The organism is Pantoea sp. LS15, assembly GCF_012241585.1.
GTDB lineage: Bacteria > Pseudomonadota > Gammaproteobacteria > Enterobacterales > Enterobacteriaceae > Enterobacter.
Map to the genome: position 1 here is coordinate 20,906 of NZ_JAAVXA010000009.1, position 23,702 is coordinate 44,607.

At 53.7% G+C, this 23,702-nt stretch carries 20 protein-coding genes and 1 riboswitch; of the genes, 5 read left to right on the plus strand and 15 right to left on the minus strand.

Going from position 1 to position 23,702, the window contains the following annotated elements; genetic code table 11:
* Nucleotides 1-66: 66 nt before the first annotated feature.
* Genes polB through araB form a run of 4 tightly spaced genes read right to left on the minus strand, consistent with a single transcriptional unit; the run spans nucleotide 67 to nucleotide 6,469 of the window.
* The gene (gene polB / locus HED65_RS14355; RefSeq protein WP_114979072.1) at nucleotides 67-2,454 is read right to left on the minus strand and encodes a DNA polymerase II; all 2,388 of its coding nucleotides are present in this window, start codon (nucleotides 2,452-2,454) and stop codon (nucleotides 67-69) included.
* 44 nt (nucleotides 2,455-2,498) lie between these two features.
* Nucleotides 2,499-3,194 (minus strand): L-ribulose-5-phosphate 4-epimerase, encoded by a 696-nt coding sequence (gene araD / locus HED65_RS14360; protein WP_114979073.1) that lies wholly within the window; start codon nucleotides 3,192-3,194, stop codon nucleotides 2,499-2,501.
* A 52-nt stretch (nucleotides 3,195-3,246) separates the two neighbouring features.
* Nucleotides 3,247-4,749 (minus strand): L-arabinose isomerase, encoded by a 1,503-nt coding sequence (gene araA, locus HED65_RS14365; protein WP_114979074.1) that lies wholly within the window; start codon nucleotides 4,747-4,749, stop codon nucleotides 3,247-3,249.
* A gap of 10 nt (nucleotides 4,750-4,759) precedes the next feature.
* On the minus strand, nucleotides 4,760-6,469 hold the full coding sequence (araB, locus tag HED65_RS14370) for a ribulokinase (protein WP_114979075.1): 1,710 nt from the start codon (nucleotides 6,467-6,469) through the stop codon (nucleotides 4,760-4,762).
* A 337-nt stretch (nucleotides 6,470-6,806) separates the two neighbouring features.
* Here araB and araC point away from each other — a divergent pair, with 337 nt between their 5' ends.
* A complete protein-coding gene (gene araC, locus HED65_RS14375) occupies nucleotides 6,807-7,652 on the plus strand; it encodes an arabinose operon transcriptional regulator AraC (protein ID WP_108089555.1) in 846 nt (281 codons plus the stop codon).
* Between the two features lie 128 nt (nucleotides 7,653-7,780).
* On the plus strand, nucleotides 7,781-8,548 hold the full coding sequence (locus HED65_RS14380; RefSeq protein ID WP_028016661.1) for a DedA family protein: 768 nt from the start codon (nucleotides 7,781-7,783) through the stop codon (nucleotides 8,546-8,548).
* Here the strand turns inward: HED65_RS14380 and thiQ are convergent.
* The 4 genes from thiQ to sgrR all read right to left on the minus strand — a co-directional run bounded on the left by thiQ (nucleotide 8,545) and on the right by sgrR (nucleotide 13,617).
* Complete coding sequence (thiQ, locus tag HED65_RS14385) at nucleotides 8,545-9,240, minus strand: thiamine ABC transporter ATP-binding protein ThiQ (protein ID WP_114979076.1); 696 nt, start codon at nucleotides 9,238-9,240, stop codon at nucleotides 8,545-8,547. The genes HED65_RS14380 and thiQ overlap by 4 nt on opposite strands.
* Nucleotides 9,224-10,834, minus strand: a complete 1,611-nt coding sequence (gene thiP / locus HED65_RS14390; protein WP_114979077.1) for a thiamine/thiamine pyrophosphate ABC transporter permease ThiP — start codon at nucleotides 10,832-10,834, stop codon at nucleotides 9,224-9,226. Before thiP ends, thiQ begins: the two co-directional genes overlap by 17 nt.
* Nucleotides 10,810-11,793 carry a thiamine ABC transporter substrate binding subunit gene (gene thiB, locus HED65_RS14395; RefSeq protein WP_114979078.1) on the minus strand — a complete coding sequence of 328 codons (984 nt, stop codon included), beginning with the start codon at nucleotides 11,791-11,793 and terminating at the stop codon, nucleotides 10,810-10,812. Before thiB ends, thiP begins: the two co-directional genes overlap by 25 nt.
* Nucleotides 11,794-11,824: 31 nt before the next feature.
* Nucleotides 11,825-11,925, minus strand: a riboswitch (TPP riboswitch).
* Nucleotides 11,926-11,961: 36 nt separating this feature from the next.
* Nucleotides 11,962-13,617, minus strand: coding sequence for an HTH-type transcriptional regulator SgrR (gene sgrR / locus HED65_RS14400; protein WP_114979079.1), 1,656 nt, complete (start codon nucleotides 13,615-13,617; stop codon nucleotides 11,962-11,964).
* 88 nt (nucleotides 13,618-13,705) lie between these two features.
* Here sgrR and sgrT point away from each other — a divergent pair, with 88 nt between their 5' ends.
* Nucleotides 13,706-13,858: a glucose uptake inhibitor SgrT gene (gene sgrT / locus HED65_RS14405; protein ID WP_114979080.1), complete on the plus strand. Its 153-nt coding sequence runs from the start codon at nucleotides 13,706-13,708 to the stop codon at nucleotides 13,856-13,858.
* Nucleotides 13,859-13,978: 120 nt separating this feature from the next.
* Nucleotides 13,979-15,157 (plus strand): sugar efflux transporter, encoded by a 1,179-nt coding sequence (locus tag HED65_RS14410; protein WP_114979081.1) that lies wholly within the window; start codon nucleotides 13,979-13,981, stop codon nucleotides 15,155-15,157.
* 46 nt (nucleotides 15,158-15,203) lie between these two features.
* Here HED65_RS14410 and HED65_RS14415 read toward each other — a convergent pair whose 3' ends face one another.
* From HED65_RS14415 to leuL, 7 genes are all read right to left on the minus strand, one after another.
* A complete protein-coding gene (locus HED65_RS14415) occupies nucleotides 15,204-15,785 on the minus strand; it encodes a cytochrome b/b6 domain-containing protein (protein WP_114979082.1) in 582 nt (193 codons plus the stop codon).
* Between the two features lie 111 nt (nucleotides 15,786-15,896).
* Nucleotides 15,897-16,787 carry a cation diffusion facilitator family transporter gene (locus HED65_RS14420; protein WP_114979083.1) on the minus strand — a complete coding sequence of 297 codons (891 nt, stop codon included), beginning with the start codon at nucleotides 16,785-16,787 and terminating at the stop codon, nucleotides 15,897-15,899.
* A 164-nt stretch (nucleotides 16,788-16,951) separates the two neighbouring features.
* Nucleotides 16,952-17,557, minus strand: a complete 606-nt coding sequence (leuD, locus tag HED65_RS14425; RefSeq protein WP_114979084.1) for a 3-isopropylmalate dehydratase small subunit — start codon at nucleotides 17,555-17,557, stop codon at nucleotides 16,952-16,954.
* A gap of 10 nt (nucleotides 17,558-17,567) precedes the next feature.
* Nucleotides 17,568-18,968 (minus strand): 3-isopropylmalate dehydratase large subunit, encoded by a 1,401-nt coding sequence (leuC, locus tag HED65_RS14430; RefSeq protein ID WP_114979085.1) that lies wholly within the window; start codon nucleotides 18,966-18,968, stop codon nucleotides 17,568-17,570.
* A 2-nt stretch (nucleotides 18,969-18,970) separates the two neighbouring features.
* Nucleotides 18,971-20,062, minus strand: a complete 1,092-nt coding sequence (gene leuB / locus HED65_RS14435) for a 3-isopropylmalate dehydrogenase (RefSeq protein ID WP_028016671.1) — start codon at nucleotides 20,060-20,062, stop codon at nucleotides 18,971-18,973.
* A complete protein-coding gene (gene leuA / locus HED65_RS14440; RefSeq protein WP_028016672.1) occupies nucleotides 20,062-21,633 on the minus strand; it encodes a 2-isopropylmalate synthase in 1,572 nt (523 codons plus the stop codon). Before leuA ends, leuB begins: the two co-directional genes overlap by 1 nt.
* Before the next feature lie 91 nt (nucleotides 21,634-21,724).
* Complete coding sequence (gene leuL, locus HED65_RS22930; protein ID WP_071530973.1) at nucleotides 21,725-21,811, minus strand: leu operon leader peptide; 87 nt, start codon at nucleotides 21,809-21,811, stop codon at nucleotides 21,725-21,727.
* Between the two features lie 593 nt (nucleotides 21,812-22,404).
* Here leuL and leuO point away from each other — a divergent pair.
* Complete coding sequence (leuO, locus tag HED65_RS14450; protein WP_277986945.1) at nucleotides 22,405-23,367, plus strand: transcriptional regulator LeuO; 963 nt, start codon at nucleotides 22,405-22,407, stop codon at nucleotides 23,365-23,367.
* The last annotated feature ends 335 nt before the right edge of the window (nucleotides 23,368-23,702 follow it).

Genomic DNA, 23,702 nt, shown 5'->3' on the forward strand with positions numbered 1-23,702 from the left:
ATCGAAAAATGGGTCCGGGAATGGAAAGGGCGCTATGGTACTGGATGGCAGCCATTTCGTCACGTGTCAAAATAGGCCAAGTTGCCCTGTCACTAGTGTAGCAAAATCATCGTCGATGAAGGGTAAAATTCCCTCTGCAACGGGCTGGAGCTGACGCGTCAGGTAGTGATCGTAATCGAGTGGCGACTGTTGATAATCAACAGGTTCCGGGCCGCTGGTGGTCCAGACATATTTGATTGTCCCCCGGTTTTGATACTGCGGCGCGCGACCCCGGCGCACATTCTCTTCATCCGCCAGACGGGCGGCGCGCACGTGTGGCGGCACGTTGCGCTGGTATTCAGCCAGTGGACGGCGCAGGCGTTTACGGTACACCAGTTGATCGTCCAGCTCACCGGCCATCAGGCTGGCAATGGTTTCGCGTACGTAATCCTGATAAGGCTCATTGCGAAAGACCCGCAGATAGAGCGTTTGCTGGAACTGTTGCGCCAGCGGCGTCCAGTCGGTGCGTACCGTCTCCAGCCCTTTAAAAACCATCCGCTGCGCGTCACCTTCCTGAATCAACCCGGCATAACGCTTCTTACTGCCCTGATCGGTACCACGAATAGTGGGCATTAAAAAGCGGGCAAAATGGGTTTCATATTCCAGTTCTAATGCGCTGGTTAACCGCTCTTTTTGCAAATGTACCTGCCACCAGTCGTTTACGAAGGCCACCAGCGCTTTGCCGATTTGCGCGGCATCATCTTCCGAATGTGCCCCCTTGAGCCACACAAAGGTGGAGTCCGTATCGCCGTAGATGACGTCATAACCCCGGGACTCAATAAGCGCTTTGGTCTGGCGCATAATCTCGTGTCCGCGCATGGTGATTGAGGAGGCCAACCGTGGGTCGAAGAAACGGCAGGCGCTGGTACCCAGCACGCCATAAAAGGCATTCATGATGATTTTCAGTGCCTGCGAGAGCGGCTTGTTACCGTGACGCTTGGCCTCGTCGCGACCGTGCCAGATGCTTCCGACGATTTCCGGCAGGCAGTGTTTTTCGCGTGAGAAACGTGCCCCGAGGAAGCCTTCGGTGCTGTGTTCATCATCCGGTTGGGCCATGCCCTCAACCAGCCCCACGGGGTCGATCAGGAAGGTGCGGATTATCGACGGGTACAGGCTTTTGTAATCCAGCACCAGAACGGAGTCATACAACCCTGGCCGGGAATCCATAACATAGCCGCCAGGGCTGGCCTGCGGTGGAACCTCCCCGAGGTTGGGGGCGACGTATCCTGCCCGGTGCATCCGCGGAAAATAGAGGTGGCTAAAGGCCGCCACGGAGCCGCCGTGTCGATCGGCCGCGAGGCCGTTTACCGTCGCGCGCTCCAGCAGGAACGGCATAATTTCCGTCTTGTGGAAAATCTGCGTGACCAGCTCGCAATCTTTCAGGTTATAGGTGGCGAGCGCGGGTTTGTCTTCGTTAAAGCGGCGGTCTATTTCATCCATTCTGTCCCAGGGGTTGTCGATAGATTTACCCTCGCCGAGCAGCTCCTGCGCGACGGCTTCCAGAGAGAACGAAGAGAAGTTCCAGAAGGCGGATTTCAGTGCTTCAATGCCGTCGATAATCAGGCGGCCATTAGCCTGGGCGAAGAATACGCCGTTTTTAAATCCATGTTCGCGCCATTCTATTTCCGTGTTGCCACGCCCCAGCATCAGCGGGATTCGGTACCGCTCGGCGTGTTTTTGCAACACCCGCAGGTCAAACTGCACCACGTTCCAGCCGATCAGCACATCGGGGTCGTACTCAGCGAACCACTGATTCAGTTTTTCCAGTAACTGAGGACGGCTGTTGACATACTCAAGCCGGAAATCCAGTGCGGAGGCATCACCATTGGATGGCCCGAGCATATAGACAACCCGATCGCCGCAACCTTCCAGACCAATGCAGTAAAGTTCCCCATGGCGGGTGGTTTCGATATCCAGGGAGACCCATTTCAGCGGCGGGCGATAGTGCGGGTTGGGCTTCAGGCGTGCATCGACAATTCGACCGTTTTGCTCGGTGCCATCGACCCAAACAGGTGCGGTAATAAACCGCTCCATCAGAAAACGCTCCGGCGGACGGATATCCGCTTCATAAAGCGTGACGCCCGCTTCACGCAGCAGTTTTTCATAGCGCATTAATTGCCGGTGGGCGCGACAGTAAAGTCCGTAAACCGGCTGCCGGTGAAAATCCTTCAGTTCAAGCGGCGTGATGCGCCAGTTATTTTCGCCGCGTAGCAACTGCTTCGCTTTTTCGACGTGTGCTTCAGGAATAAAGGCCACGGATTCCTGCGGCGGAAGCGTAACGTTCAGCGGGCCGTTGTCCGTCGCCAGCCAGAATGCAACCTCAGTACCCTGTGGGGTATCCCGCCAGTGTCGTGTCAGTAAAAAGCCTTCTTGCGCCTGCGCCACGCCGTTATCCCATAAAACAAAACCAGGCATGATTATAGCCTGGTTGGATAGTTTATGCTGGGTATATATACAGTTTATTGCCCGTAATAGGCCTTCGCGCCGTGCTTGCGCAGATAATGTTTATCCAGCAGGGTTTGCTGCATATCCGGTAACTGCGGTGCCAGCTGGCGACAGAAGATCCCCATATAGGCAATTTCTTCGAGCACTATCGCGTTATGCACTGCATCTTCCGCGTTTTTCCCCCAGGCAAACGGGCCGTGGGAGTGCACCAGAACCCCTGGCATCTGAGCCGCGTCGATTCCCTGCTTTTCAAAGGTTTCGACAATCACATTACCGGTTTCCCACTCATATTCACCGTTGATCTCAGAATCGGTCATTAAACGGGTACAGGGAATAGTGCCGTAAAAGTAGTCCGCATGCGTGGTGCCAGTGGCCGGGATGGACTGTCCCGCCTGCGCCCAGATGGTCGCATGGCGTGAATGGGTATGGACAATGCCGCCGATCGTCGGGAATGACTGGTACAGCAGACGGTGAGTTGGCGTATCGGAGGAGGGCTTTTTCGTTCCTTCCACCACTTCGCCCGTGGCGATACTGACCACGACCATATCTTCCGCCGTCATTACGCTGTAATCGACGCCGGAAGGCTTGATCACAAACACGCCTTTTTCCCGATCAACGGCGCTAACGTTACCCCAGGTCAGGGTCACCAGATTATGTTTCGGCAGCGCCAGGTTGGCTTCGAGCACCTGACGTTTGAGATCTTCTAGCATGCAATCCTCCAGGAAAAGAGGCCCGCCCTGCGGCAGGCCAAAGATTCCCCTGTTAACGTTTTGAACCGTAATAGACTTCGTTCCAGCGCAGCGCGTCTTTGAAGGCTGGCAGGCGGGTATCGTTATCAATCACAGTCAGCTCAATATTGTGCAGTTCGGCGAACTGACGCATGTCGTTGAGATCCAGTGCGTGGCTGAAGACCGTGTGGTGCGCACCACCGGCCAGGATCCAGGCCTCTGACGCGGTTGGCAGGTCAGGCTGCGCTTTCCACAACGCGTTGGCGACCGGCAGTTTTGGCAAGGAGTGTGGTGTTTCAACCGCGTCGACGCAGTTGACCAGCAGGCGGAAACGATCGCCCAGATCGATCAGACTGGCGTTGATAGCCGGGCCAGTACGGGTGTTGAAGATCAGACGCGCCGGATCGGCTTTGCCGCCGATACCGAGGTATTGCACATCGAGGATCGGTTTCTCTTCGACGGCAATAGAAGGACACACTTCCAGCATGTGCGAGCCGAGCACCAGATCGTTGCCGTTCTCGAAGTGGTAGGTGTAATCCTCCATAAAGGAGGTGCCGCCCTGCAGACCGGTTGACATCACTTTCATGATGCGAAGCAGAGCGGCAGTTTTCCAGTCGCCTTCGCCCGCAAAGCCGTAGCCCTGCTGCATAAGACGTTGTACTGCCAGTCCAGGCAGTTGTTTCAGGCCGTGGAGATCTTCAAACGTGGTGGTGAAAGCGTGGAAGCCGCCCTGTTCCAGGAAACGCTTCATACCCAGCTCAATGCGCGCGGCATCCAGCACATTCTGACGTTTGTCGCCGTGGATCTGCGCGGCGGCGGTCAGCCGGTAGCTGCTTTCGTACTCATCCACCAGCGCGCTCACGTCACCATCGCTGATTTCATTCACCACCTGTACCAGGTCGCCCACGGCCCAGGTATTCACGGAGAAACCGAACTTGATCTGCGCGGCCACTTTGTCGCCGTCGGTTACCGCGACTTCACGCATGTTGTCGCCAAAACGCACCACTTTCAGGTGGCGGGTATCCTGTTTCGATACTGCCTGACGCATCCAGGAGCCAATACGGCTTTGCGCATGGTGATCCTGCCAGTGGCCAGTCACGACGGCGTGCTGCTGACGCATACGCGCGCCGATGAAGCCAAACTCGCGGCCGCCGTGCGCGGTCTGGTTCAGGTTCATAAAGTCCATGTCGATGCTGTCCCACGGCAGGGAGGCATTAAACTGGGTATGGAACTGCAGCAGCGGTTTATTGAGGATCGTCAGGCCATTGATCCACATTTTGGCGGGCGAGAAGGTATGCAGCCACACCACCATCCCGGCGCATTTATCGTCGTAGTTGGCGTCGCGGCAGATGTGAGTGATTTCATCCGGAGTGGTGCCCAGCGGTTTCAGCACCAGTTTGCACGGCAGTTTAGCTTCTGCATTCAGCGCGTTAACGACATGCTCCGCGTGTTTCGTCACCTGTTTCAGTGCTTCCGGCCCGTACAGATGCTGGCTGCCAATCACAAACCACACTTCATAATTATTAAAAATGGTCATCGTCGTGTCCTTAATGTGTCAGGGTTGCCGTAGTGTCCGCGGTACTTTTGGCCGGGGCGGCGACAGGGAGATAGTGGAGTTCGGCGCTTTTTGCCCATTGCTGGTAGCGCTGATAAAGCTGTTCAAAGCGCTGCGCCTGCGAAGCACGCGGCTGAAGCGTGTTTTCGACGGCGCTCGCCATATGCTGTTGTGCAGCCGGAATGTCCGCGTGAACACCCGCGGCGACGGCGGCGAAAATTGCCGCGCCTAGTGCGCAGCACTGATCGGAGGCCACAATCTGCAACGGACGGTTCAGCACGTCGCAGCAGGCCTGCATGATCACCGGGTTTTTACGGGCGATACCGCCCAGCGCCATCACGTTGTTCACGTCGATGCCCTGTTCGGTGAAGCACTCCATAATGGCGCGTGCGCCAAACGCGGTGGCGGCAATCAAACCGCCAAACAGCGCAGGGGCATCGGTGGCCAGGTTGAGATCGGTAATCACCCCTTTCAGGCGCTGGTTAGCAAACGGCGTACGGCGGCCGTTGAACCAGTCCAGCACTACCGGGAGATGATCGAGAGACGGATTTTTTGCCCAGGCGTCCGTGAGTTGTGGCAGGAGTTGTTTTTTGCTCTCGGCTATCTGGGTTTTCAGTTCAGGATGCGCTGCTGCCAGTTGATCCAGCGGCCAGCTCAGCACCCGGCCAAACCAGGCGTAGATATCACCAAAGGCGGACTGACCCGCTTCCAGACCGATGAAGTCCGGCACCACGCTACCGTCAACCTGGCCGCAGATGCCTTTTACTGCGCGGTTGCCAACGGTGGTTTTATCGGCCGTCAGAATGTCGCAGGTCGAGGTGCCGATCACTTTCACCAGCGTATTGGGTTGTGCACCCGCGCCGACAGCGCCCATATGGCAGTCAAACGCGCCGCCAGAGATGGCCACATTCTGTGGAAGCCCGAGCCGCTTCGCCCACTCTTCGCAGAGCGTGCCGACAGGGATATCAGCGGTGAAGGTGTCGGTAAACAGCGGATATGTCAGGCTCTTGTTGATGATCGGGTCGAGTTCATCGAAGAACGCAGCCGGAGGCAGGCCGCCCCAGCTTTCGTGCCACAGGGATTTATGCCCGGCGCTGCAGCGTCCGCGACGGATATCCTGCGGGCGAGTGGTGCCGGAGAGCAGAGCGGGAACCCAGTCGCACAGTTCAATCCAGGAGACGGCCGCCTGGGCAACCGATGCGTCTGCGCGGGTAACATGCAGGATCTTGGCCCAGAACCATTCGCTGGAGTAAATGCCGCCAATGTAACGCGAGTAATCAGTTTTACCTGCTTGATGGCACAAGCGGGTGATCGCTTCGGCCTCTTCCACGGCAGTATGGTCTTTCCACAGCACGAACATGGCGTTCGGGTTGTCCGCAAACTCAGGGCGCAGCGCCAGCACGCGGCCTTCCGCATCCACAGGGGCTGGCGTGGAGCCGGTGCTGTCGACGCCAATCCCGACAATCTCTGCCCGCTGAGCGTCAGTCAGTTCAGCGAGAACGGTTTTGATTGCCGCTTCCATTGACTCAATGTAGTCACGCGGGTGGTGACGGAACTGGTTATTTGGCGCATCGCAGTAGCGCCCCTCTTGCCAGCGCGGGTACCACTCAACGCTGGTTGCTATCTCCTGGCCGGACGTACAGTCCACTGCCAGCGCGCGAACCGAGTCGCTGCCAAAATCGAGGCCAATCGCAATTGCCATGGTGTTGCTCCATCAAAAAAACAGGTATGGAAGAACATTAGAGACTGGGGGCGAAAATCGTCAGGCAGGATCCGCTAATCTTATGGACTAAATTGCTGTTACAACGGAAAGTGTGACGCCGTGCAAATATTCAATGTGGACATTTCTGCCGCACTTATAGACACTTTTGTTACTGCTTATCTGCCTGCTCTGGCGGAGAAATCAGGGGGAAAGGCTGAAACATGGCGGACGTAAAAGCGGCGTGATGCTTTTTGGATCTTTTCGCGGGCCATTTTTAACCTGCTTTTTATGATATGGACAATTGGTTTCCTTCAGGACCCTTGGGAGAACTGAATCTATGGCCGAAACGCAAAACGATCCTTTGCTGCCGGGATACTCGTTTAACGCGCACCTTGTGGCGGGACTGACCCCTATCGAGGCTGAGGGATACCTCGACTTTTACGTCGACCGTCCGCTTGGGATGAAAGGGTATATCCTCAACCTGACCGTGCGTGGGGAAGGGATCATCAAGAACGGTGACCAGCAGTTTGTCTGCCGCCCCGGCGATATTCTGTTGTTTCCACCTGGGGAGATCCACCACTACGGACGTCACCCGGATGCAAAAGAGTGGTATCACCAGTGGGTCTACTTCCGTCCGCGCGCCTACTGGCAGGAGTGGCTTTCGTGGCCTGCGATTTTTGCACATACCGGTTTTTATCGACCGGATGATGTCCATCTGGCTCAGTTTCGCGAGCTTTTTGCCCAGATCATTGAAGCGGGGCAGGCAGGAGGACGTTATGCAGAACTGCTGGCGATTAACCTGCTTGAACAACTGCTGCTGCGGCGTATGGAGGCCATTAACGAATCGCTTAACCCTCCGCTGGATAACCGCGTGCGCGACGCCTGCCAGTACATCAGTGACCATCTGGCAGATAGTCAGTTTGATATCGCCAGCGTTGCTCAGCACGTCTGTCTGTCTCCGTCGCGGCTGTCGCATCTTTTTCGCCAGCAGCTTGGCGTCAGCGTGCTGAGCTGGCGTGAGGACCAGCGTATCAGTCAGGCGAAGCTGTTACTCAGCACCACCCGGATGCCGATTGCCACCGTGGGGCGTAACGTGGGCTTTGAAGATCAACTTTATTTCTCTCGTGTGTTCAAAAAATGCACGGGTGCCAGCCCCAGTGAATTCCGCGCGGGTTGTGAATAAACGGTAAAAAAAGATAAACAAACAGGTGAACTGTGGAAGCAACCTGTAAACTATTCAGACAATTGATGCCTTGACGCGGTGCGGGGCGCTAAGCAGAATCGCTGATTCGTTTTCTGACCGGAATAGTTATGCAGGCTTTGCTGGAACACTTTATTACCCAGTCCGTTATGTACTCGCTCATCGCCGTGGCGCTGGTAGCGTTTCTGGAATCACTGGCACTGGTCGGGTTAATTCTGCCCGGCACCGTGATGATGGCTGGGCTTGGCGCGCTGATTGGCAGCGGTGAGGTCAACTTCTGGCAGGCGTGGCTGGCCGGGATTATCGGCTGCCTGCTGGGCGACTGGATCTCCTTCTGGCTGGGCTGGCGCTTTAAGAAGCCGCTGCATCGCTGGTCGTTCATGAAAAAGAACAAAGCCTTGCTGGATAAAACCGAACATGCACTGCATCAGCACAGCATGTTTACCATCCTGGTGGGACGCTTTGTCGGGCCGACGCGTCCGCTGGTGCCAATGGTCGCCGGGATGCTGGATCTTCCAGTCACAAAATTTGTTGTGCCGAATATTATCGGCTGTGTCTTCTGGCCGCCGTTTTACTTCCTGCCGGGGATCCTCGCGGGGGCGGCTATTGATATTCCTGACGGTATGCAAAGCGGTGAGTTTAAGTGGCTATTGCTGGCGACTGCTCTGCTGCTGTGGATCGCCGCATGGCTGTGCTGGCGACTGTGGCGCAGCGCAAAAGCGAATATTGATCGTCTGACGCGCTACCTGCCTCGCTCACGCCTTTTGTGGCTTGCGCCGTTGACGCTCGGTATAGCCGTAGTGGCGCTGGTGGCGTTGATCCGCCACCCGCTGATGCCGGTGTATGGCGAGATTTTATTGAAGGTCGTCAGCCGTTAACTAATACCCAGAAGCTGTGATGCGCTCGCTTTACCACTTACCAGTGCTTCCGTTTCGCCATCCCATAAAATGCGACCCTCCGCGATCACCACCGATCGCGGAGCAATCCTCGCGGCATCCTCAATGCTGTGCGATACCATCAACATGGTGAGTTTCTGACGCTGGCAGACCTCCTGTACCAGAGCCAGCATCTCCTGGCGCAGCGCCGGGTCAAGCGCAGAGAATGGCTCATCCAGCAACAGAACAGGCTGCTCGCGTACCAGACAACGCGCCAGCGCGACACGCTGGCGCTGACCGCCGGAAAGCTCCCCTGGCAGACGGTCGATAAACCCGGTGATCCCCATCTGCCCGGCAATGAGCTCCAGCTTCTGGCGTTGGGTATCGTTCAGTTTTAAACCCGGATCCATCCCCAGGGCGATGTTCTGCCGTACGGTAAGATGGGTGAAAAGATTATTTTCCTGAAACAGCATCGACACCGGACGTCGGGCGGGGGGCGTGCGGGTGTGATCGTGGTTTTCAATCATTATTGACCCGCTTGCCGGTTGCAGAAACCCGGCTATCAGATTGAGCAACGTGCTTTTTCCTGCTCCACTTGGGCCCAGAACCGCAATCATCTCTCCCTGGCGGGCAGAAAGCGTGAAGCGCATTGGCAGGTGCTGGTAGAGCCAGGTTACATCAATCAGTTTTAACATCACGCCCCGGAAGTTTTTCGATAACAGTAAATAAGGCAAAGCAGAGTAGCAGCAGTAAGAGTGCCGTGACGGCGCCGTCCTGGCTACGGTAAGAGCCGATCTGCTGGTACAGCCAGTATGGCAGTGTGCGGAAATCTTCATTGCCGAAGAGCGCGACTACGCCAAAATCACCAATTGAGAGCACACAGGCGAAAGCCAGCGCCTGTGCCAGCGGGCGTTTTAGTGCCCGCAATTCGACCACTCTTAACCGTTGCCAGCCCTGAATGCCAAGTGACTGACACAGCAGAGCGTAGCGGCTATTAACGTCGCGCATCGGGTTTTCCAGTACCTTCAGGGCATAAGGGATCGCCATCAGGGCATTGGTAAATATCACAATGCCGTCGGCACTTTCCGGCAGACCCACGGTGCTGTTGAAAAGTAGAAAGAATCCTGTCGCCAGTACTATTCCTGGCATGGCCAGAATCAGCATACCTGTTAGCTCCAGCGCCTGTCCGGCTTTACGGGCATGGCAGGCATAAAGCTCGCGGCTACTCCACAGCAGCATCATGGTCAGTATGACGCACAGCAGCCCGGCGGCCAGCGCAATGCGCAGTGAAGTCCAGGTTGCTTGCCAGAGCACGGACTGCTGCAACACGGACAGGAGATTGAGGTTCAGGCCATCGACGATAACGGCCATCAGCGGCGGCAGCAACAGCAGCAGAGCCAGCGTAATAAGCAAAACATCGGTGATACGGCTACGCAGGCTGTCCTGGGGATCGCGCCAGCCTGCTATCTGGTTACTGCCCGGTGGAATGGCTTTACTCAGACGCTGGCTCAGCAGCACCAGTACCAGACAGCACACCATCTGAACTATCGCCAGCAGCGCGGCCCGACCAGGATCGTAGTCGTAACTTAGCGCCTGATAGATTGCCAGCTCAATGGTTGTTGCCTGCGGTCCGCCCCCCAGTGAAAGCACGGTAGCGAAACTGGCAAAACAGAGCATGAAGATCAGTGCGGCAACAGGCGGGATTTGGCGGCGCAACCACGGCCACTCAACAAAGCGGAAGAAAGACCAGCCGCGCATGCCCAGCTGTGCCGCAAGCTGGCGCTGTTCGCCGGGGATATTTTCCAGCGCCTGTAAAAAGAGCCGGGTCGCCATCGGCATATTGAAAAAGACATGCGCCAGCAAGATGCCTTTAAGCCCGTATGGCGAGAAATGCCACTCCAGACCGAGCAGGCCGAACAGTGAAGCCAACCAGCCCTGACGACCATAAACGCTCAGGATGCCAAACACGGCTACCAGCACGGGCAGGATCAGCGTCATGGCGCACAGGCGCAGCAGCGCCTGCCTGCCAGGGAAACGCCGGCGATAAAGCGCACGAGCAAGGAAAATGGCGGGGATCACCGACAGCAGGGCAGAGAGAAACGCCTGCCAGAAAGAAAAACGGATAACGTGCCAGAGATAGCTGTCGTGCCAGAGGGAGAGCAGGTCACTCTCTGGCGCGTTCAACCACAATGCAAGAAAAGCGCCCAGGCTGACCGCCACCATCAGCATGGCGGCGAGCAGCCCAGGAATTAACCAGCCGGGAATTAGCGGCTGACGGCGCGTTGCCATTCACTTACCCATGCTGCACGCTGCGAAGCGACCTGTTGCGGCGTAAACTCCAGAGACGTTTGCGGTTTGGTCAGCTGCTCGAAACCTGCTGGCAGTGCTACGTTGGTCACGGGATACATCCAGTTACCCGCTGGAATGGCATTCTGGAATGCCGGTGAAACCATAAATTTCAGGAACTTCTCGGCAAGTTCTGGCTGTTTGCTGGCCGCGGTACGCGCAGCCACTTCCACCTGCAGGTAATGGCCTTCAGCGAAATTGGCCGCGGCATAGTTGTCATTTTTCTCAGCGATGATGTGGTAAGCCGGGGAGGTGGTGTAACTCAGTACCAGGTCGCTTTCCCCTTTCAGGAACAGGCCGTAGGCTTCACTCCAGCCTTTCGTCACGGTGACGGTTTTGGCGGCCAGTTTCTGCCACGCTTCCGGTGCTTTATCACCGTAGACTTTCTGCATCCACAGCAGCAGACCCAGACCCGGAGTACTGGTGCGAGGGTCTTCATAAATGACGCGCCATTTCTGATCGCTTTCCACCAACTCCTTCAGGCTCTTCGGTGGGTTCTTCAGCTTGTTTTTATCGTAAACAAAGGCAAAGTAGCCGTAGTCGAACGGAACGAAAGTGTCATTTTTCCAGCCACCCGGAACGTTGACGGCATCTGCTGCTACGCCACTTTTGGCAAACAGTTTGGTCTGCGAGGCAGCTTCCAGCAGGTTGTTATCCAGCCCGAGCACCACATCAGCTTTACTGTTTTTCCCTTCCATACGCAGGCGGTTGAGCAGCGAGACGCCATCTTCCAGCGCCACGAATTTCAATTCGCATTTACAGTCCGCTTCAAAGGCTTTTTTCACCACCGGGCCTGGCCCCCAGTCAGCAGAGAAGGAGTCGTAGGTGTAGACCGTCAGAACGGGCTTCGCAATAGCAGGCAGCGCGAACAGCGCCAGCAGGGGGAGAACTTTTTTTAACACTTTGCACCTCAGGGTTGAGTGGCAAAGGATTTTGAGCAACAGCCTCAAATCCCTTCGCCGGCGTTATCCGGATCAGGTTCGACGGGTATTATCTCAGCGCACATCAGTGATGCAGCACCCCGTTGAGAACGGCGCTATTGTAATGATTTGGTGAATATTGCGAAAGCGTTATGGCTCCGGCGGGGCAAACCAGGCGGATTTAAAATCAAACCAGCCTAAGGTGTTCATCCGCAGTCCGCGCATACTGCGCTGACCCTGAATCATCAGCCAGTGGTGGATCAGCGGTACAATCGCCTGCTGCGCGAGCAGTTGCTGGCACCACGAGGCCAGGTTCATCTCACCTGCTCGCCACCGGGCGGCATCCTGCTGCCAGTCTCGTTCGATGCAGTGCTGGATCAGCGGTACCTCATACAGGTGAGAGAACAGTGAGAAATCGAGCGGAAGGGTGAAGTTGGCGCTGTTCAGCCAGATATCACTGACAATATCTCCGCGGTGCCATTCATCATAATCGACCTCCTGAATGTCGAGATGGACGCCTTCAGCCTCCAGCAGTTTGCTCATGATCCGGGCGATAAAGCGGTGTTCCACATGGTCACGGTAATAGGTCAATGTGATCGACTCCAGCCCGGCAGGCTTTTCACCGTGAACCGGTCGGGCGTGGTGCCAGCGCGGGAGCAGGCCGTAGGCCGGGAACCAGTATGTCTGGTATTGCTCTTCCGCCTGATAAATAAGGTTAGCCGGAGAGAGAACGTGGCTAACCCACCTGCGTACCTCGCGACTGGCACCGCGATGGCTACGGGCGTCAAACAGCAGGTAATAGCAGCCCTCTTCAAGACGGCTTTCAACCGCTTTTTCCCCTTCGGTTGGCCCTTCCAGCGTTAAGCCGCAGCTCAACTCTTCGCTGATGTCAGGCAGAACCCAGACGTTGACTTCGTCGATCAGCGCACGATAGCCAAAGTAGTCGTCAAAGGCGCGAATTTTAAGCTGGTTGCTGGTATTGCGCGTCACTGCGTAAGGACCCGTCCCTACGGGCTGGCTGGCAAAATGGGGCAGAGATGCCCATTCGCGTGGCAGGATCATCGACGGAACATAACCCATTAGCCACGGTAGCCACTGGTCGGGCTCGGACAGTTCGATGTCAACGGTCCATGCTGTCGGGGAGTGGATCCGCGAGACATGGGCATACAGAGGAAGGGCGCGTGCGCGCTGAAGAGAGTCAATGACGTCGCTCATCTCCAGCTCGCGGCCGTGGTGAAAGTGGATGCCGGGCCGTAAAAAAAAGCGCCAGTGAAGTGGGGAAAGTTGCTGCCAGTGGTGCGCAATATCTGCTTCCAGTTCCCCATTTTCCTCATTTATGCGTGTCAGGCCGCTGAATATTTGTCGGGCCATATGGGTTTCAGAGCGACGTAACGCGGTACCGGGTAACAGATTTTTCATTGGCCGATAGTAGAGCACCCGCAGGATGTGTCGGCCCTGACGAAAACTGCGTCCCAGGTGTGAAACCAGCATCTGGCGTACGGCCGCTTTGTCACCGACCAACTGCACCAGTTGATCGATTCGGTCCTGCTCCAGCAAATCTTCTGCACGCTGCTGCTGTAGTGCCAACCCGGTATAGAGAAAGGTCAGACGTGAGCGTTTACCGCGTCCCGCCTCTGCTTCCCAGCTCAACCAGCCCTGCTGTTGCATGGTGTTAAGCAGGGTACGCATATGGCGGCGAGAACAGCTGAGCAGATCAGCCAGCTCGTTCAGCGTGGTCTCCTTCGATTGCCCCTCACAGCACTGCCAGAGGCGGATAAATTGTTGTTGCAGTCGACCGGAAGGCATAAAAGAGGAACTCCTGATAAAAAATCAGCAATTTATTAATCCCTATATTAAGCCAATAATACTTCCCGATGAAGTGAGGAGGTAAATTATGAAGAGGTCTACCACACGTCAGTTTTATCAGCTCTATTTTTCAGCGACAAAAGGAACGTCCTGGCTGGCCCGTCAGTGTGCAGAGCAACGGCTGAAAATTCTGGAAGACCTGATGCAGTGGGACGTTACGAAAGCGGCCTCTTCTCGCTGACTCGCCTCGATCATGTGTGACTGAGTATTGGTGCTTATCACCCGCCAGCAAAATGTTTTTGCTGGCTTTTTTCGTTTATTCTTTCACCCGATTTTGATTCGCTTTCACAAGGATTTGCGCATGCTCTGGTTGATGACAATGGGGCGACGCCTGAATGGTGTCTACGCCGCTTTTATGCTGGTGTCCTTTATGATGGGCGTTGCGGGGGCGTTACAGGCGCCGACGCTGAGTCTGTTTCTCAGCCGGGAGGTAGGGGCGCAGCCGTTCTGGGTTGGCCTGTTTTATACCGTCAATGCTATTGCCGGGATTCTGGTCAGCCTGGGGCTGGCGAAACGATCGGACAGCAAGGGCGATCGCCGTAAACTGATCCTCTTTTGCTGCGCGATGGCCGTTGGTAACGCATTACTCTTTGCCTTTAATCGTCATTATCTGACGCTCATCACCTGCGGCGTGCTGCTGGCGTCACTGGCCAATACCGCCATGCCACAGCTGTTCGCACTGGCGCGTGAGTATGCCGACAATTCCGCGCGGGAAGTGGTGATGTTCAGCTCGGTGATGCGTGCTCAGCTTTCTCTGGCGTGGGTTATTGGCCCGCCTCTGGCCTTCATGCTGGCGTTGAACTACGGCTTCACCACTATGTTCTCCATCGCGGCAGGTATTTTTGCGATAAGCCTGGTGTTGATTGCTTTCGCGCTGCCGTCCGTGGCGCGCGTCGAGCAGACAACGGACAAACCCATCACTCAGGTGAGCGGCTGGCAGGACAAAAATGTCCGCATGCTGTTTATCGCCTCCACACTAATGTGGACCTGCAACACGATGTACATTATCGACATGCCGCTGTGGATCAGCAGCTCCCTGGGGCTGCCGGATAAGCTCGCAGGGATCTTAATGGGAACCGCGGCCGGGCTGGAAATTCCGGCGATGATTCTGGCGGGTTACTACGTTAAGCGTTTCGGAAAGCGTCGGATGATGATCGTAGCTGTGGCGGCTGGGGTGCTGTTTTACGCAGGGTTGATTCTTTTCCATTCGCGCGAAGCACTACTGGCGCTGCAACTATTTAACGCTGTGTTTATTGGGATTATTGCCGGAATAGGCATGCTCTGGTTCCAGGATTTAATGCCTGGCCGTGCGGGCTCGGCGACCACGCTTTTTACCAACAGTATTTCCACCGGGGTGATTCTGGCGGGGGTGATTCAGGGGGCGCTGTCGCAAAGCTATGGTCATGCGTCGGTCTACTGGATGATTGCGGCAATTTCGTTGGTTACGCTTGGGCTGACCTGCCGCGTAAAAGACGTATGATCGGATGAATGAACGGAGCCCGGGTCTCCGGGCTCAGCAAACCTGTCTATTCTGAATACTGATATTTACGCTGTGCGCGTAAAGTCAGGTACATATGCATGAGGCCCATAAAGCCGTGTGCCCAGAAGTAGGTCTCAATAAAGACCGTCAGGAATTTATGCAAATCTAAGACGGATTCCGTGACGGACGAAACCGGCCCAAGCGTGGCATTCAGCACGAACCAGGCCGCTCCGCAGAGTGCAACGCCGAGCAGCGCCAGTACACCTAAACCTTGCACCGTTGCCGCCATACCGCCAGCGTGAGCATCAGGAAGCTGACGTTGCATGAGGGTGCGAATATCATCAACGATTCCGCTGAAGTCCAGTGCCAGCCACGCGAAGTAATACTTGAATCCGCGCTGGGTTAACATCCACGCCATCATGGCAATACCGCAGAAAATTAAACCAAAGCCTGAAATAACATGAACCCAGGTGACAATCGCGTTCAGACCCGATTCGCCAAGTGCTTCACTTTCAGTAAAGTTGGAATTGATAATCTGGGCCAGCACCAGTACTGCAACAAGAATGTGCAGTATTCGAAGAAAAGGGGTTTCTTTATGGGGAAGCGTATTACGTAGCGTTGGATTCATCGCTTTTTACCTCAATGATGAGAGAGCTGATGCGATGCAGTGTGACGCAAATTAATTAACGAAACCTTAACGATAAATAAAGAGCATCACACCGTAATCATCCACACTATTTTAGTGTGCCGGATCAATATGCGTCATAACATTAAGCACATTAAATTTTTGCATCACGTTGTTTCTCGCATTCACGGCAATTTCATGTCCTTCTTTTACGCTTAATTCCCCGTCGACTTCAAGATGAACATCGACCAGGGCTAAGTCGCCCATTTTGCGGGTTTTTAAGTCATGTAACCCGGAGACACCTTCGGTTTCGAGCAAACATGTTTTGATGTCGTGCTCAAGGTCAGGTTCAAGCGAACGATCCATCAGGTCGTGCAGGGCGTCAGCAGAGAATTTGTACCCCATATGAGCGATGAACATCCCGACAATAAGGGCGGCAACCAGGTCCATAGAATGAAAGCCCATTAAGTTTCCGGCGATGCCAATGGCGACAACCACGGATGAAGCCGCGTCAGAACGGGCATGCCAGGCATTAGCTATCAGTAGCGAGGACTGGATGCGTTTTCCCGTCGCAAGCATGTATCTGAACAGACTTTCCTTAACCACCAAAGCCAGTAACGCCACCCATAGCGCGGTTCCTTTAACCAACTGATGCGTCTCAGGGTTGAGCAGTTTATTGCCCGCCGACCAGAGCATTCCGATGCCCACAAGCAGCAAAATAGCACCAATAATAAGTTTTGCTCCGTTTTCGAAGCGAAGATGGCCGTAATGATGATCGATATCTGAGGCTTTCTGACTTTTCTTGTTCGCAATCAGAACGACAAAATCAGAAGATAAATCGGAAAGAGAATGAATCCCATCAGCAATTAACCCTTGCGAGCCGGAAAATAGTCCTGCAACGATCTGAAAACCCGTGAGTAATATATTTATTATCACGCTAACTAATGTGCATTTTTGTATTTCTTGAGAACGGAGGTGAGACTGATTGCTATTTTGCTTTTCCATTTATATTTCCGCTGCAAACCGACTTTGGGGTTATCTTGCGCAGGTGTTATTAAATTGACATTAAATATAATGCCATTAGTGGATAATTTTTAGAAAAGTGTTTATCAGGAGGGATGGGTAAGGGAATAAAGCGAGGCCTGCAGAATAAACTGCAGGCCAGAGGTTTACTTCATAAACGCAGGCTGTTTGTGTTCGTAAGTTGCAATTGCCGCTTCGTGCTGGAGTGTTAAACCAATGCTGTCCAGACCGTTCAGCATGCAGTGACGACGGAACGCATCAATGCTGAAGCTGTAGGTCTTATCCCCGGCTTTCACGACTTCCGCTTCCAGATCCACCTCAAACGAAATACCAGGACTTGCCTGAACCAGAGCGAATAACTCGTCGACCTGCTCGTCCTTCAGTGTGACCGGCAAAAGCTGGTTGTTGAAACTGTTGCCGTAAAAGATATCCGCGAAACTTGGGGCGATAACCACTTTAAAACCGTAGTCGGTCAGGGCCCACGGAGCGTGCTCACGTGATGAGCCACAGCCAAAGTTTTCCCGCGCCAGCAGGATTGACGCGCCTTTATATTCCGGGAAGTTCAGAACGAATTCCGGGTTAGGGACTTCGCCTTTGTCATCCAGGAAACGCCAGTCGTTAAACAGGTGAGCACCAAAACCTGTGCGGGTGACCTTCTGCAAAAACTGCTTAGGAATGATCGCGTCGGTATCGACGTTAGCGGCGTCCAGAGGGACAACCAGGCCCGTATGTTGGGTAAATTTCTCTGCCATGATTGTCTCCTTATTTCAGGCTGCGAATGTCGGCGAAATGGCCGGTGACTGCCGCAGCGGCGGCCATTGCCGGGCTGACCAGATGGGTACGCCCACCACGGCCCTGACGGCCTTCAAAGTTACGGTTGCTGGTAGAGGCACAGCGCTCGCCTGGATTCAGGCGGTCATTGTTCATGGCCAGACACATGGAGCAACCCGGCAGGCGCCACTCGAAACCTGCTTCGATAAAGATCTTATCCAGACCTTCGGCTTCGGCCTGGGCTTTTACCGGGCCGGAACCCGGAACCACCAGTGCCTGTACGCCAGGGGCCACTTTACGACCTTTGGCAATCTCGGCAGCTGCGCGCAAGTCTTCGATACGGGAGTTGGTGCAGGAGCCAATAAATACTTTATCAATGGTTACGTCGGTCAACGGAACGCCAGGTTTCAGCCCCATGTAAGCCAGCGCTTTTTCCGCACTGGCGCGCTCGACCGGGTCAGCAAAAGAGGCCGGATCAGGAATGTTGTCGTTGACAGAAATCACCTGGCCCGGGTTGGTTCCCCAGGTCACCTGAGGGGCAATCTCCTCTGCCTGCAGCATGACAACCGTATCAAAGGTTGCCCCGTCGTCAGTTTTCAGGGTTTTCCAGTACGTGACAGCTTCGTCAAAATCATCCCCTTTCGGAGCATGCAGACGACCCTTCACATAGCTGAAGGTGGTTTCGTCTGGCGCAACCAGACCGGCTTTTGCACCCATCTCAATGGCCATGTTGCACAGGGTCATACGGCCTTCCATGCTCAGTGCCTGGATGGCCTCGCCGCAGAATTCCACTACGTGACCGGTGCCGCCTGCACTGCCGGTTTTGCCAATAATCGCCAGCACGATGTCTTTTGCCGTGATACCCGGCGCGGCTTTACCCTTCACTTCAATCTTCATGGTTTTGGCACGACCCTGTTTCAGGGTCTGCGTGGCCAGTACGTGTTCAACTTCAGATGTACCAATACCGAAGGCCAGTGCACCGAACGCGCCGTGGGTCGCGGTATGGGAGTCACCGCAGACGATGGTCATGCCCGGCAGGGTAATCCCTTGCTCCGGTCCCATCACGTGGACGATACCCTGGTACGGGTGGTTCAGGTCGTACAGCTCAACGCCAAACTCGTTGCAGTTCTTAATCAATTCCTGCATCTGGATACGTGCCATCTCACCTGACGCGTTGATGTCTTTGGTCTGGGTGGAGACGTTGTGATCCATGGTCGCGAAGGTTTTACCCGGCTGACGCACCGGACGCTTGTGCGCGCGCAGTCCGTCGAATGCCTGAGGAGAGGTCACTTCGTGCACCAGATGACGGTCGATGTACAGCAGCGGGGTTTCGTTTGGTGCTTCGTAAACAACGTGCGCATCAAACAACTTTTCATATAAGGTCTTCGCCATGATTACACCCCTTCAGCGACATAGCGGGCAATGATGTCGCCCATTTCATCGGTACTGACTGCCGCCGTGCCGCGTGCTAAATCACCGGTACGGACGCCTTCTTCTAACGCCCGGTTAATGGCGTTTTCAATTGCGGTTGCTGCATCGCCTGCATCCAGGCTGTAGCGCAGCAGCAGAGCCAGGGAGAGGATCTGCGCAATCGGGTTAGCAATATTTTTGCCTGCAATATCCGGTGCGGAACCGCCCGCCGGTTCGTACAGACCAAAACCTTCTTCGTTCAGGCTTGCGGATGGCAGCATCCCCATGGAGCCGGTGATCATCGCGCACTCGTCAGAGAGGATATCGCCGAACAGGTTGGAGCACAGCAGCACGTCAAACTGGGACGGATCTTTAATCAACTGCATGGTCGCGTTGTCGATATACATATGCGACAGCGCGACGTCAGGATACTGTTTAGCGACTTCACCGACGATCTCACGCCACAAAATGGATGACTGCAGCACGTTCGCTTTATCAATGGAGGTCACTTTATGGCGGCGTTTGCGCGCAGACTCAAAAGCGATGTGGGCGATACGTTCGATTTCAAAACGGTGATACACCTCGGTATCAAATGCTTTTTCATGCTGGCCGCTGCCTTCACGGCCTTTTGGCTGACCAAAATAGATGCCGCCGGTCAGTTCACGCACACACAGAATGTCGAAACCGTTAGCCGCGATATCGGCACGAAGCGGGCAGAACTCTTCCAGACCCTGATACAGCTTTGCCGGACGCAGGTTACTGAACAGCTTGAAATGTTTACGCAGCGGCAGCAGTGCGCCACGCTCTGGTTGCTCTGCCGGTGGCAGGTGTTCCCATTTTGGACCACCGACTGAACCAAACAGCACGGCATCGGCATTTTCGCAGCCTTCGACGGTCGCTTTTGGCAACGGCGTCCCGTGATTATCAATCGCAATGCCGCCTACATCGTAGTGGCTGGTGGTGATTTTCATCGCAAAACGCGAACGAACGGCTTCCAGTACTTTCAGCGCCTGTGCCATCACTTCCGGGCCAATACCGTCACCCGGCAACACAGCAATATGGTAATTCTTCGACATTACACGGTTTCCTTTTTGTTCTCTTTATTCTGAGCTTTGCGTTGCAACTCTTTTTCGACTTCAGCGGCGCGCCAGATGTTGTTCAGAACATGCACCATCGCTTTCGCGGAGGATTCAACAATATCGGTTGCCAGACCTACACCATGGAAACGGCGGCCATTGTGAGTGACAACAATGTCGACCTGGCCCAGCGCATCTTTTCCATGACCTTTTGCCGTCAGGTCATATTTCACCAGCTCAACGTCGTATTCAGTCACACGGTTAATCGCCTGATAGATGGCATCGACAGGACCATTGCCGTTCGCGGCTTCCGCTTTGATTTCATCACCACAGGCCAGTTTGACTGAGGCGGTTGCGATATCGCTGGAGCCTGACTGCACGTTGAAGTAATCCAGACGGAAGTGCTCTGGTTCTTCCTGCTGCTTGTTAATAAAGGCCAGCGCTTCCAGGTCATAGTCGAATACCTGACCTTTTTTGTCGGCCAGTTTCAGGAACGCGTCGTACAACTGATCCATGTTGTAATCGCTGTCCTGATAACCCATCTCTTCCATACGGTGTTTTACTGCGGCACGACCGGAACGCGAAGTCAGGTTCAACTGCACCTGGTTCAGACCGATCGATTCCGGAGTCATGATTTCGTAGTTTTCACGGTTCTTCAGGACGCCATCCTGGTGAATACCGGAGGAGTGCGCGAAGGCGCCAGTACCAACAATCGCTTTGTTGGCCGGAATAGGCATGTTGCAAATCTGGCTGACGGTCTGGCTGGTGCGCCAGATTTCGTTGTGATTGATGCGGGTGTGCACGTTCATAATGTCTTTGCGCACTTTAATCGCCATGATCACTTCTTCCAGTGAGCAGTTACCTGCGCGCTCGCCGATACCGTTCATCGCGCCTTCTACCTGGCGCGCACCGGCGTGGACAGCTGCGATAGCATTTCCTACGGCCAGGCCTAAATCATCGTGGGTGTGAACGGAGATAATGGCTTTATCAATATTCGGTACGCGTTCATACAGGCCAGTGATGATGTTGGAGAACTCAAAAGGCATGGTGTAACCGACGGTGTCCGGAATATTGATGGTTTTAGCACCGGCATTGATCGCAGCTTCAACCACACGCGCCAGGTCTTCAATTGGGGTACGACCGGCATCCTCACAGGAGAATTCAACGTCATCGGTATAGTTGCGAGCGCGCTTAACCATATACACTGCGCGTTCAATCACTTCATCCAGGGTGCTGCGCAATTTGGTTGCGATATGCATGGGTGAAGTAGCAATAAAGGTATGGATGCGGAAGGCTTCGGCAACTTTCAGTGACTCTGCCGCGACGTCGATATCTTTCTCTACACAGCGCGCCAGGCCACACACGCGGCTGTTTTTAATGGTACGGGCGATAGTCTGGACGGATTCGAAATCACCTGGAGACGAGACAGGGAAACCCACCTCCATCACGTCGACACCCATACGTTCGAGAGCCAACGCGATCTGCAGTTTCTCTTTTACACTCAGGCTTGCCTGCAATGCCTGTTCACCGTCACGTAATGTGGTATCGAAAATAATGACTTGCTGGCTCATGGGTTAGGTCCTTGTCAGTCTTAGGGCGCCTTGCTACGAGCATAAAAAAACCCGCGCAGTGGCGCGGGTTTTTAGTCTTACTGGTGACGATTCAACGCTGAATTTCGCCCGCCAGTCTACCGCGCACAGTGGATGCGTTTAGTAGTAGTAGACCGGTGAAACGAATGGTGCGAATCATGAATCGTGCTCCGTTAAATTCAATATGCTTTTAGTGGTACTGGATATGGCCTTTCATGTCAACCCCTGACGATAAAAACGCCCCCGACAAGCTGAACAGGCAGGATCTCTGTATTAGCGAATTGTGCTGGTTTTTAGTTTTATCACCGGTTTAATTGTCTAATTTTGGACGTGAAAAAAGATTGCAGAAACAAATAAATATAATTGGTATAAATTGAGTAAAACACGGTGTAGTGAACACATCATGCTTAAACTATTTCAATATCATTAAGTTATGGGTTTGGTGAATGTTTTTGAGGCCATTGAAGAACAAAATGAGATAACAGGTTGTTAACTAACTATAGGGAGGTTGTGTTAACAGTTTAATAATACTTAAGTCATCATTAACTTTATGGTGATTGTATATTGGTCTGGTTTATGGTTTCATTTCTGGTATAAAGTTAAGTGTATCATTTTTGCTACCTTTTGTTTTTTTGGTTTTTGCATCATCTTTATATATTCCGAATTTTAAATAATTCTCTTTTGCTAATTGTATTTGCGTGATAAATCATATTTTTCGAGATTGTTACCGTACGTTGGCAAAGGGAGTGTAGCGTGACAGTGGAGTCTGAAGTGCCAGAAAATAATATTAAACAACCTCAAACTACTGATGGGATTAAACCACAATTACGCACGGTGGATCTTAATCTTCTGACGGTGTTTGATGCTGTCATGCAGGAACAGAATATCACCCGCGCGGCCCAAACGTTGGGGATGTCGCAACCTGCCGTGAGTAATGCTGTTGCCAGGCTTAAGCTTATGTTTAACGACGAATTATTTGTTCGTTATGGCCGTGGAATCCAACCCACCGCGCGCGCATTCCAGCTATTCGGCTCTATCCGACAAGCACTACAGTTGGTACAAAATGAGTTGCCGGGATCCGGCTTTGAACCCTTAAGCAGTGAACGAGTATTCCATCTTTGTGTCTGCAGCCCATTAGATAATTATTTAACGTCGATTATTTATAATAAAGTTGAAGAGATTGCACCTAATATCAGTCTTGTTTTTAAATCATCCTTAAATCAAAACACAGAACATCAGTTACGCTATCAGGAGACGGAGTTCGTTCTGGGATATGAGGAATTTCGCCGTCCAGAATTTTCCTGCGTACCGCTGTTTAAGGATGAAATGGTTTTAGTCGCCAGTAAAAAACACCCACGGCTAAATTCTCCGCTACGAGAAAACGACGTATATAGTGAGCAGCACGCCGTTGTAGCGCTCGACAGATATGCTTCATTTAGCCTGCCGTGGTATGACACCGTGGACAAACAGGCGAGCGTGGCTTATCAGGGGATGGCAATGGTCAGCGTATTAAACGTCGTTTCCCAGACACAACTGGTCGCTATTGCACCGCGTTGGCTAGCGGAAGAGTTTTCCGACCAGTTAAATCTGCAAATTTTGCCACTGCCGCTTAAGCTCAATAGCCGTACTTGCTATCTTTCCTGGCATGAAGCTGCGGGTCGGGACAAAGGACACCAGTGGATGGAAGAGTTGCTTATTAGCATTTGCCAGAGGTAAACACATCAGGGTAAATTGCAGCGATACATGCGATTTATCCTGAGTTTTTTTTGATTACTGCTATTTTATTCTGCCGTGTTTTTTTTCGGGCTGCTATCAGGCTCGCAAAAATAGATGAATTACTGAATCGCCGAGCTTTTTAGCGATGATTTATTATCTCATCCTCTAATGCCAGATGAATTGACCACATCATCTCCCAATGTCTGTTTTTTCTGCTTTAAGTACCTCTTCTCTCTGCCAGTTTGCTAATTGCCTGCCTCATAACGAGCGGTTAAGGTAAGGATCACTCTGCAAAATATAAGATTGGTTCATCCCAATCGTAAGACGGTGCGGAA

What these genes read in the sequence shown, in the direction of transcription:
- polB (WP_114979072.1), bottom strand. Translation starts at nt 2,454, where the DNA reads ATGCCTGGTTTTGTTTTATGGGATAACGGCGTGGCGCAGGCGCAAGAA.
- araD (WP_114979073.1), bottom strand. Translation starts at nt 3,194, where the DNA reads ATGCTAGAAGATCTCAAACGTCAGGTGCTCGAAGCCAACCTGGCGCTG.
- araA (WP_114979074.1), bottom strand. Translation starts at nt 4,749, where the DNA reads ATGACCATTTTTAATAATTATGAAGTGTGGTTTGTGATTGGCAGCCAG.
- araB (WP_114979075.1), bottom strand. Translation starts at nt 6,469, where the DNA reads ATGGCAATTGCGATTGGCCTCGATTTTGGCAGCGACTCGGTTCGCGCG.
- araC (WP_108089555.1), top strand. Translation starts at nt 6,807, where the DNA reads ATGGCCGAAACGCAAAACGATCCTTTGCTGCCGGGATACTCGTTTAAC.
- HED65_RS14380 (WP_028016661.1), top strand. Translation starts at nt 7,781, where the DNA reads ATGCAGGCTTTGCTGGAACACTTTATTACCCAGTCCGTTATGTACTCG.
- thiQ (WP_114979076.1), bottom strand. Translation starts at nt 9,240, where the DNA reads ATGTTAAAACTGATTGATGTAACCTGGCTCTACCAGCACCTGCCAATG.
- thiP (WP_114979077.1), bottom strand. Translation starts at nt 10,834, where the DNA reads ATGGCAACGCGCCGTCAGCCGCTAATTCCCGGCTGGTTAATTCCTGGG.
- sgrR (WP_114979079.1), bottom strand. Translation starts at nt 13,617, where the DNA reads ATGCCTTCCGGTCGACTGCAACAACAATTTATCCGCCTCTGGCAGTGC.
- sgrT (WP_114979080.1), top strand. Translation starts at nt 13,706, where the DNA reads ATGAAGAGGTCTACCACACGTCAGTTTTATCAGCTCTATTTTTCAGCG.
- HED65_RS14410 (WP_114979081.1), top strand. Translation starts at nt 13,979, where the DNA reads ATGCTCTGGTTGATGACAATGGGGCGACGCCTGAATGGTGTCTACGCC.
- HED65_RS14415 (WP_114979082.1), bottom strand. Translation starts at nt 15,785, where the DNA reads ATGAATCCAACGCTACGTAATACGCTTCCCCATAAAGAAACCCCTTTT.
- HED65_RS14420 (WP_114979083.1), bottom strand. Translation starts at nt 16,787, where the DNA reads ATGGAAAAGCAAAATAGCAATCAGTCTCACCTCCGTTCTCAAGAAATA.
- leuD (WP_114979084.1), bottom strand. Translation starts at nt 17,557, where the DNA reads ATGGCAGAGAAATTTACCCAACATACGGGCCTGGTTGTCCCTCTGGAC.
- leuC (WP_114979085.1), bottom strand. Translation starts at nt 18,968, where the DNA reads ATGGCGAAGACCTTATATGAAAAGTTGTTTGATGCGCACGTTGTTTAC.
- leuB (WP_028016671.1), bottom strand. Translation starts at nt 20,062, where the DNA reads ATGTCGAAGAATTACCATATTGCTGTGTTGCCGGGTGACGGTATTGGC.
- leuA (WP_028016672.1), bottom strand. Translation starts at nt 21,633, where the DNA reads ATGAGCCAGCAAGTCATTATTTTCGATACCACATTACGTGACGGTGAA.
- leuL (WP_071530973.1), bottom strand. Translation starts at nt 21,811, where the DNA reads ATGATTCGCACCATTCGTTTCACCGGTCTACTACTACTAAACGCATCC.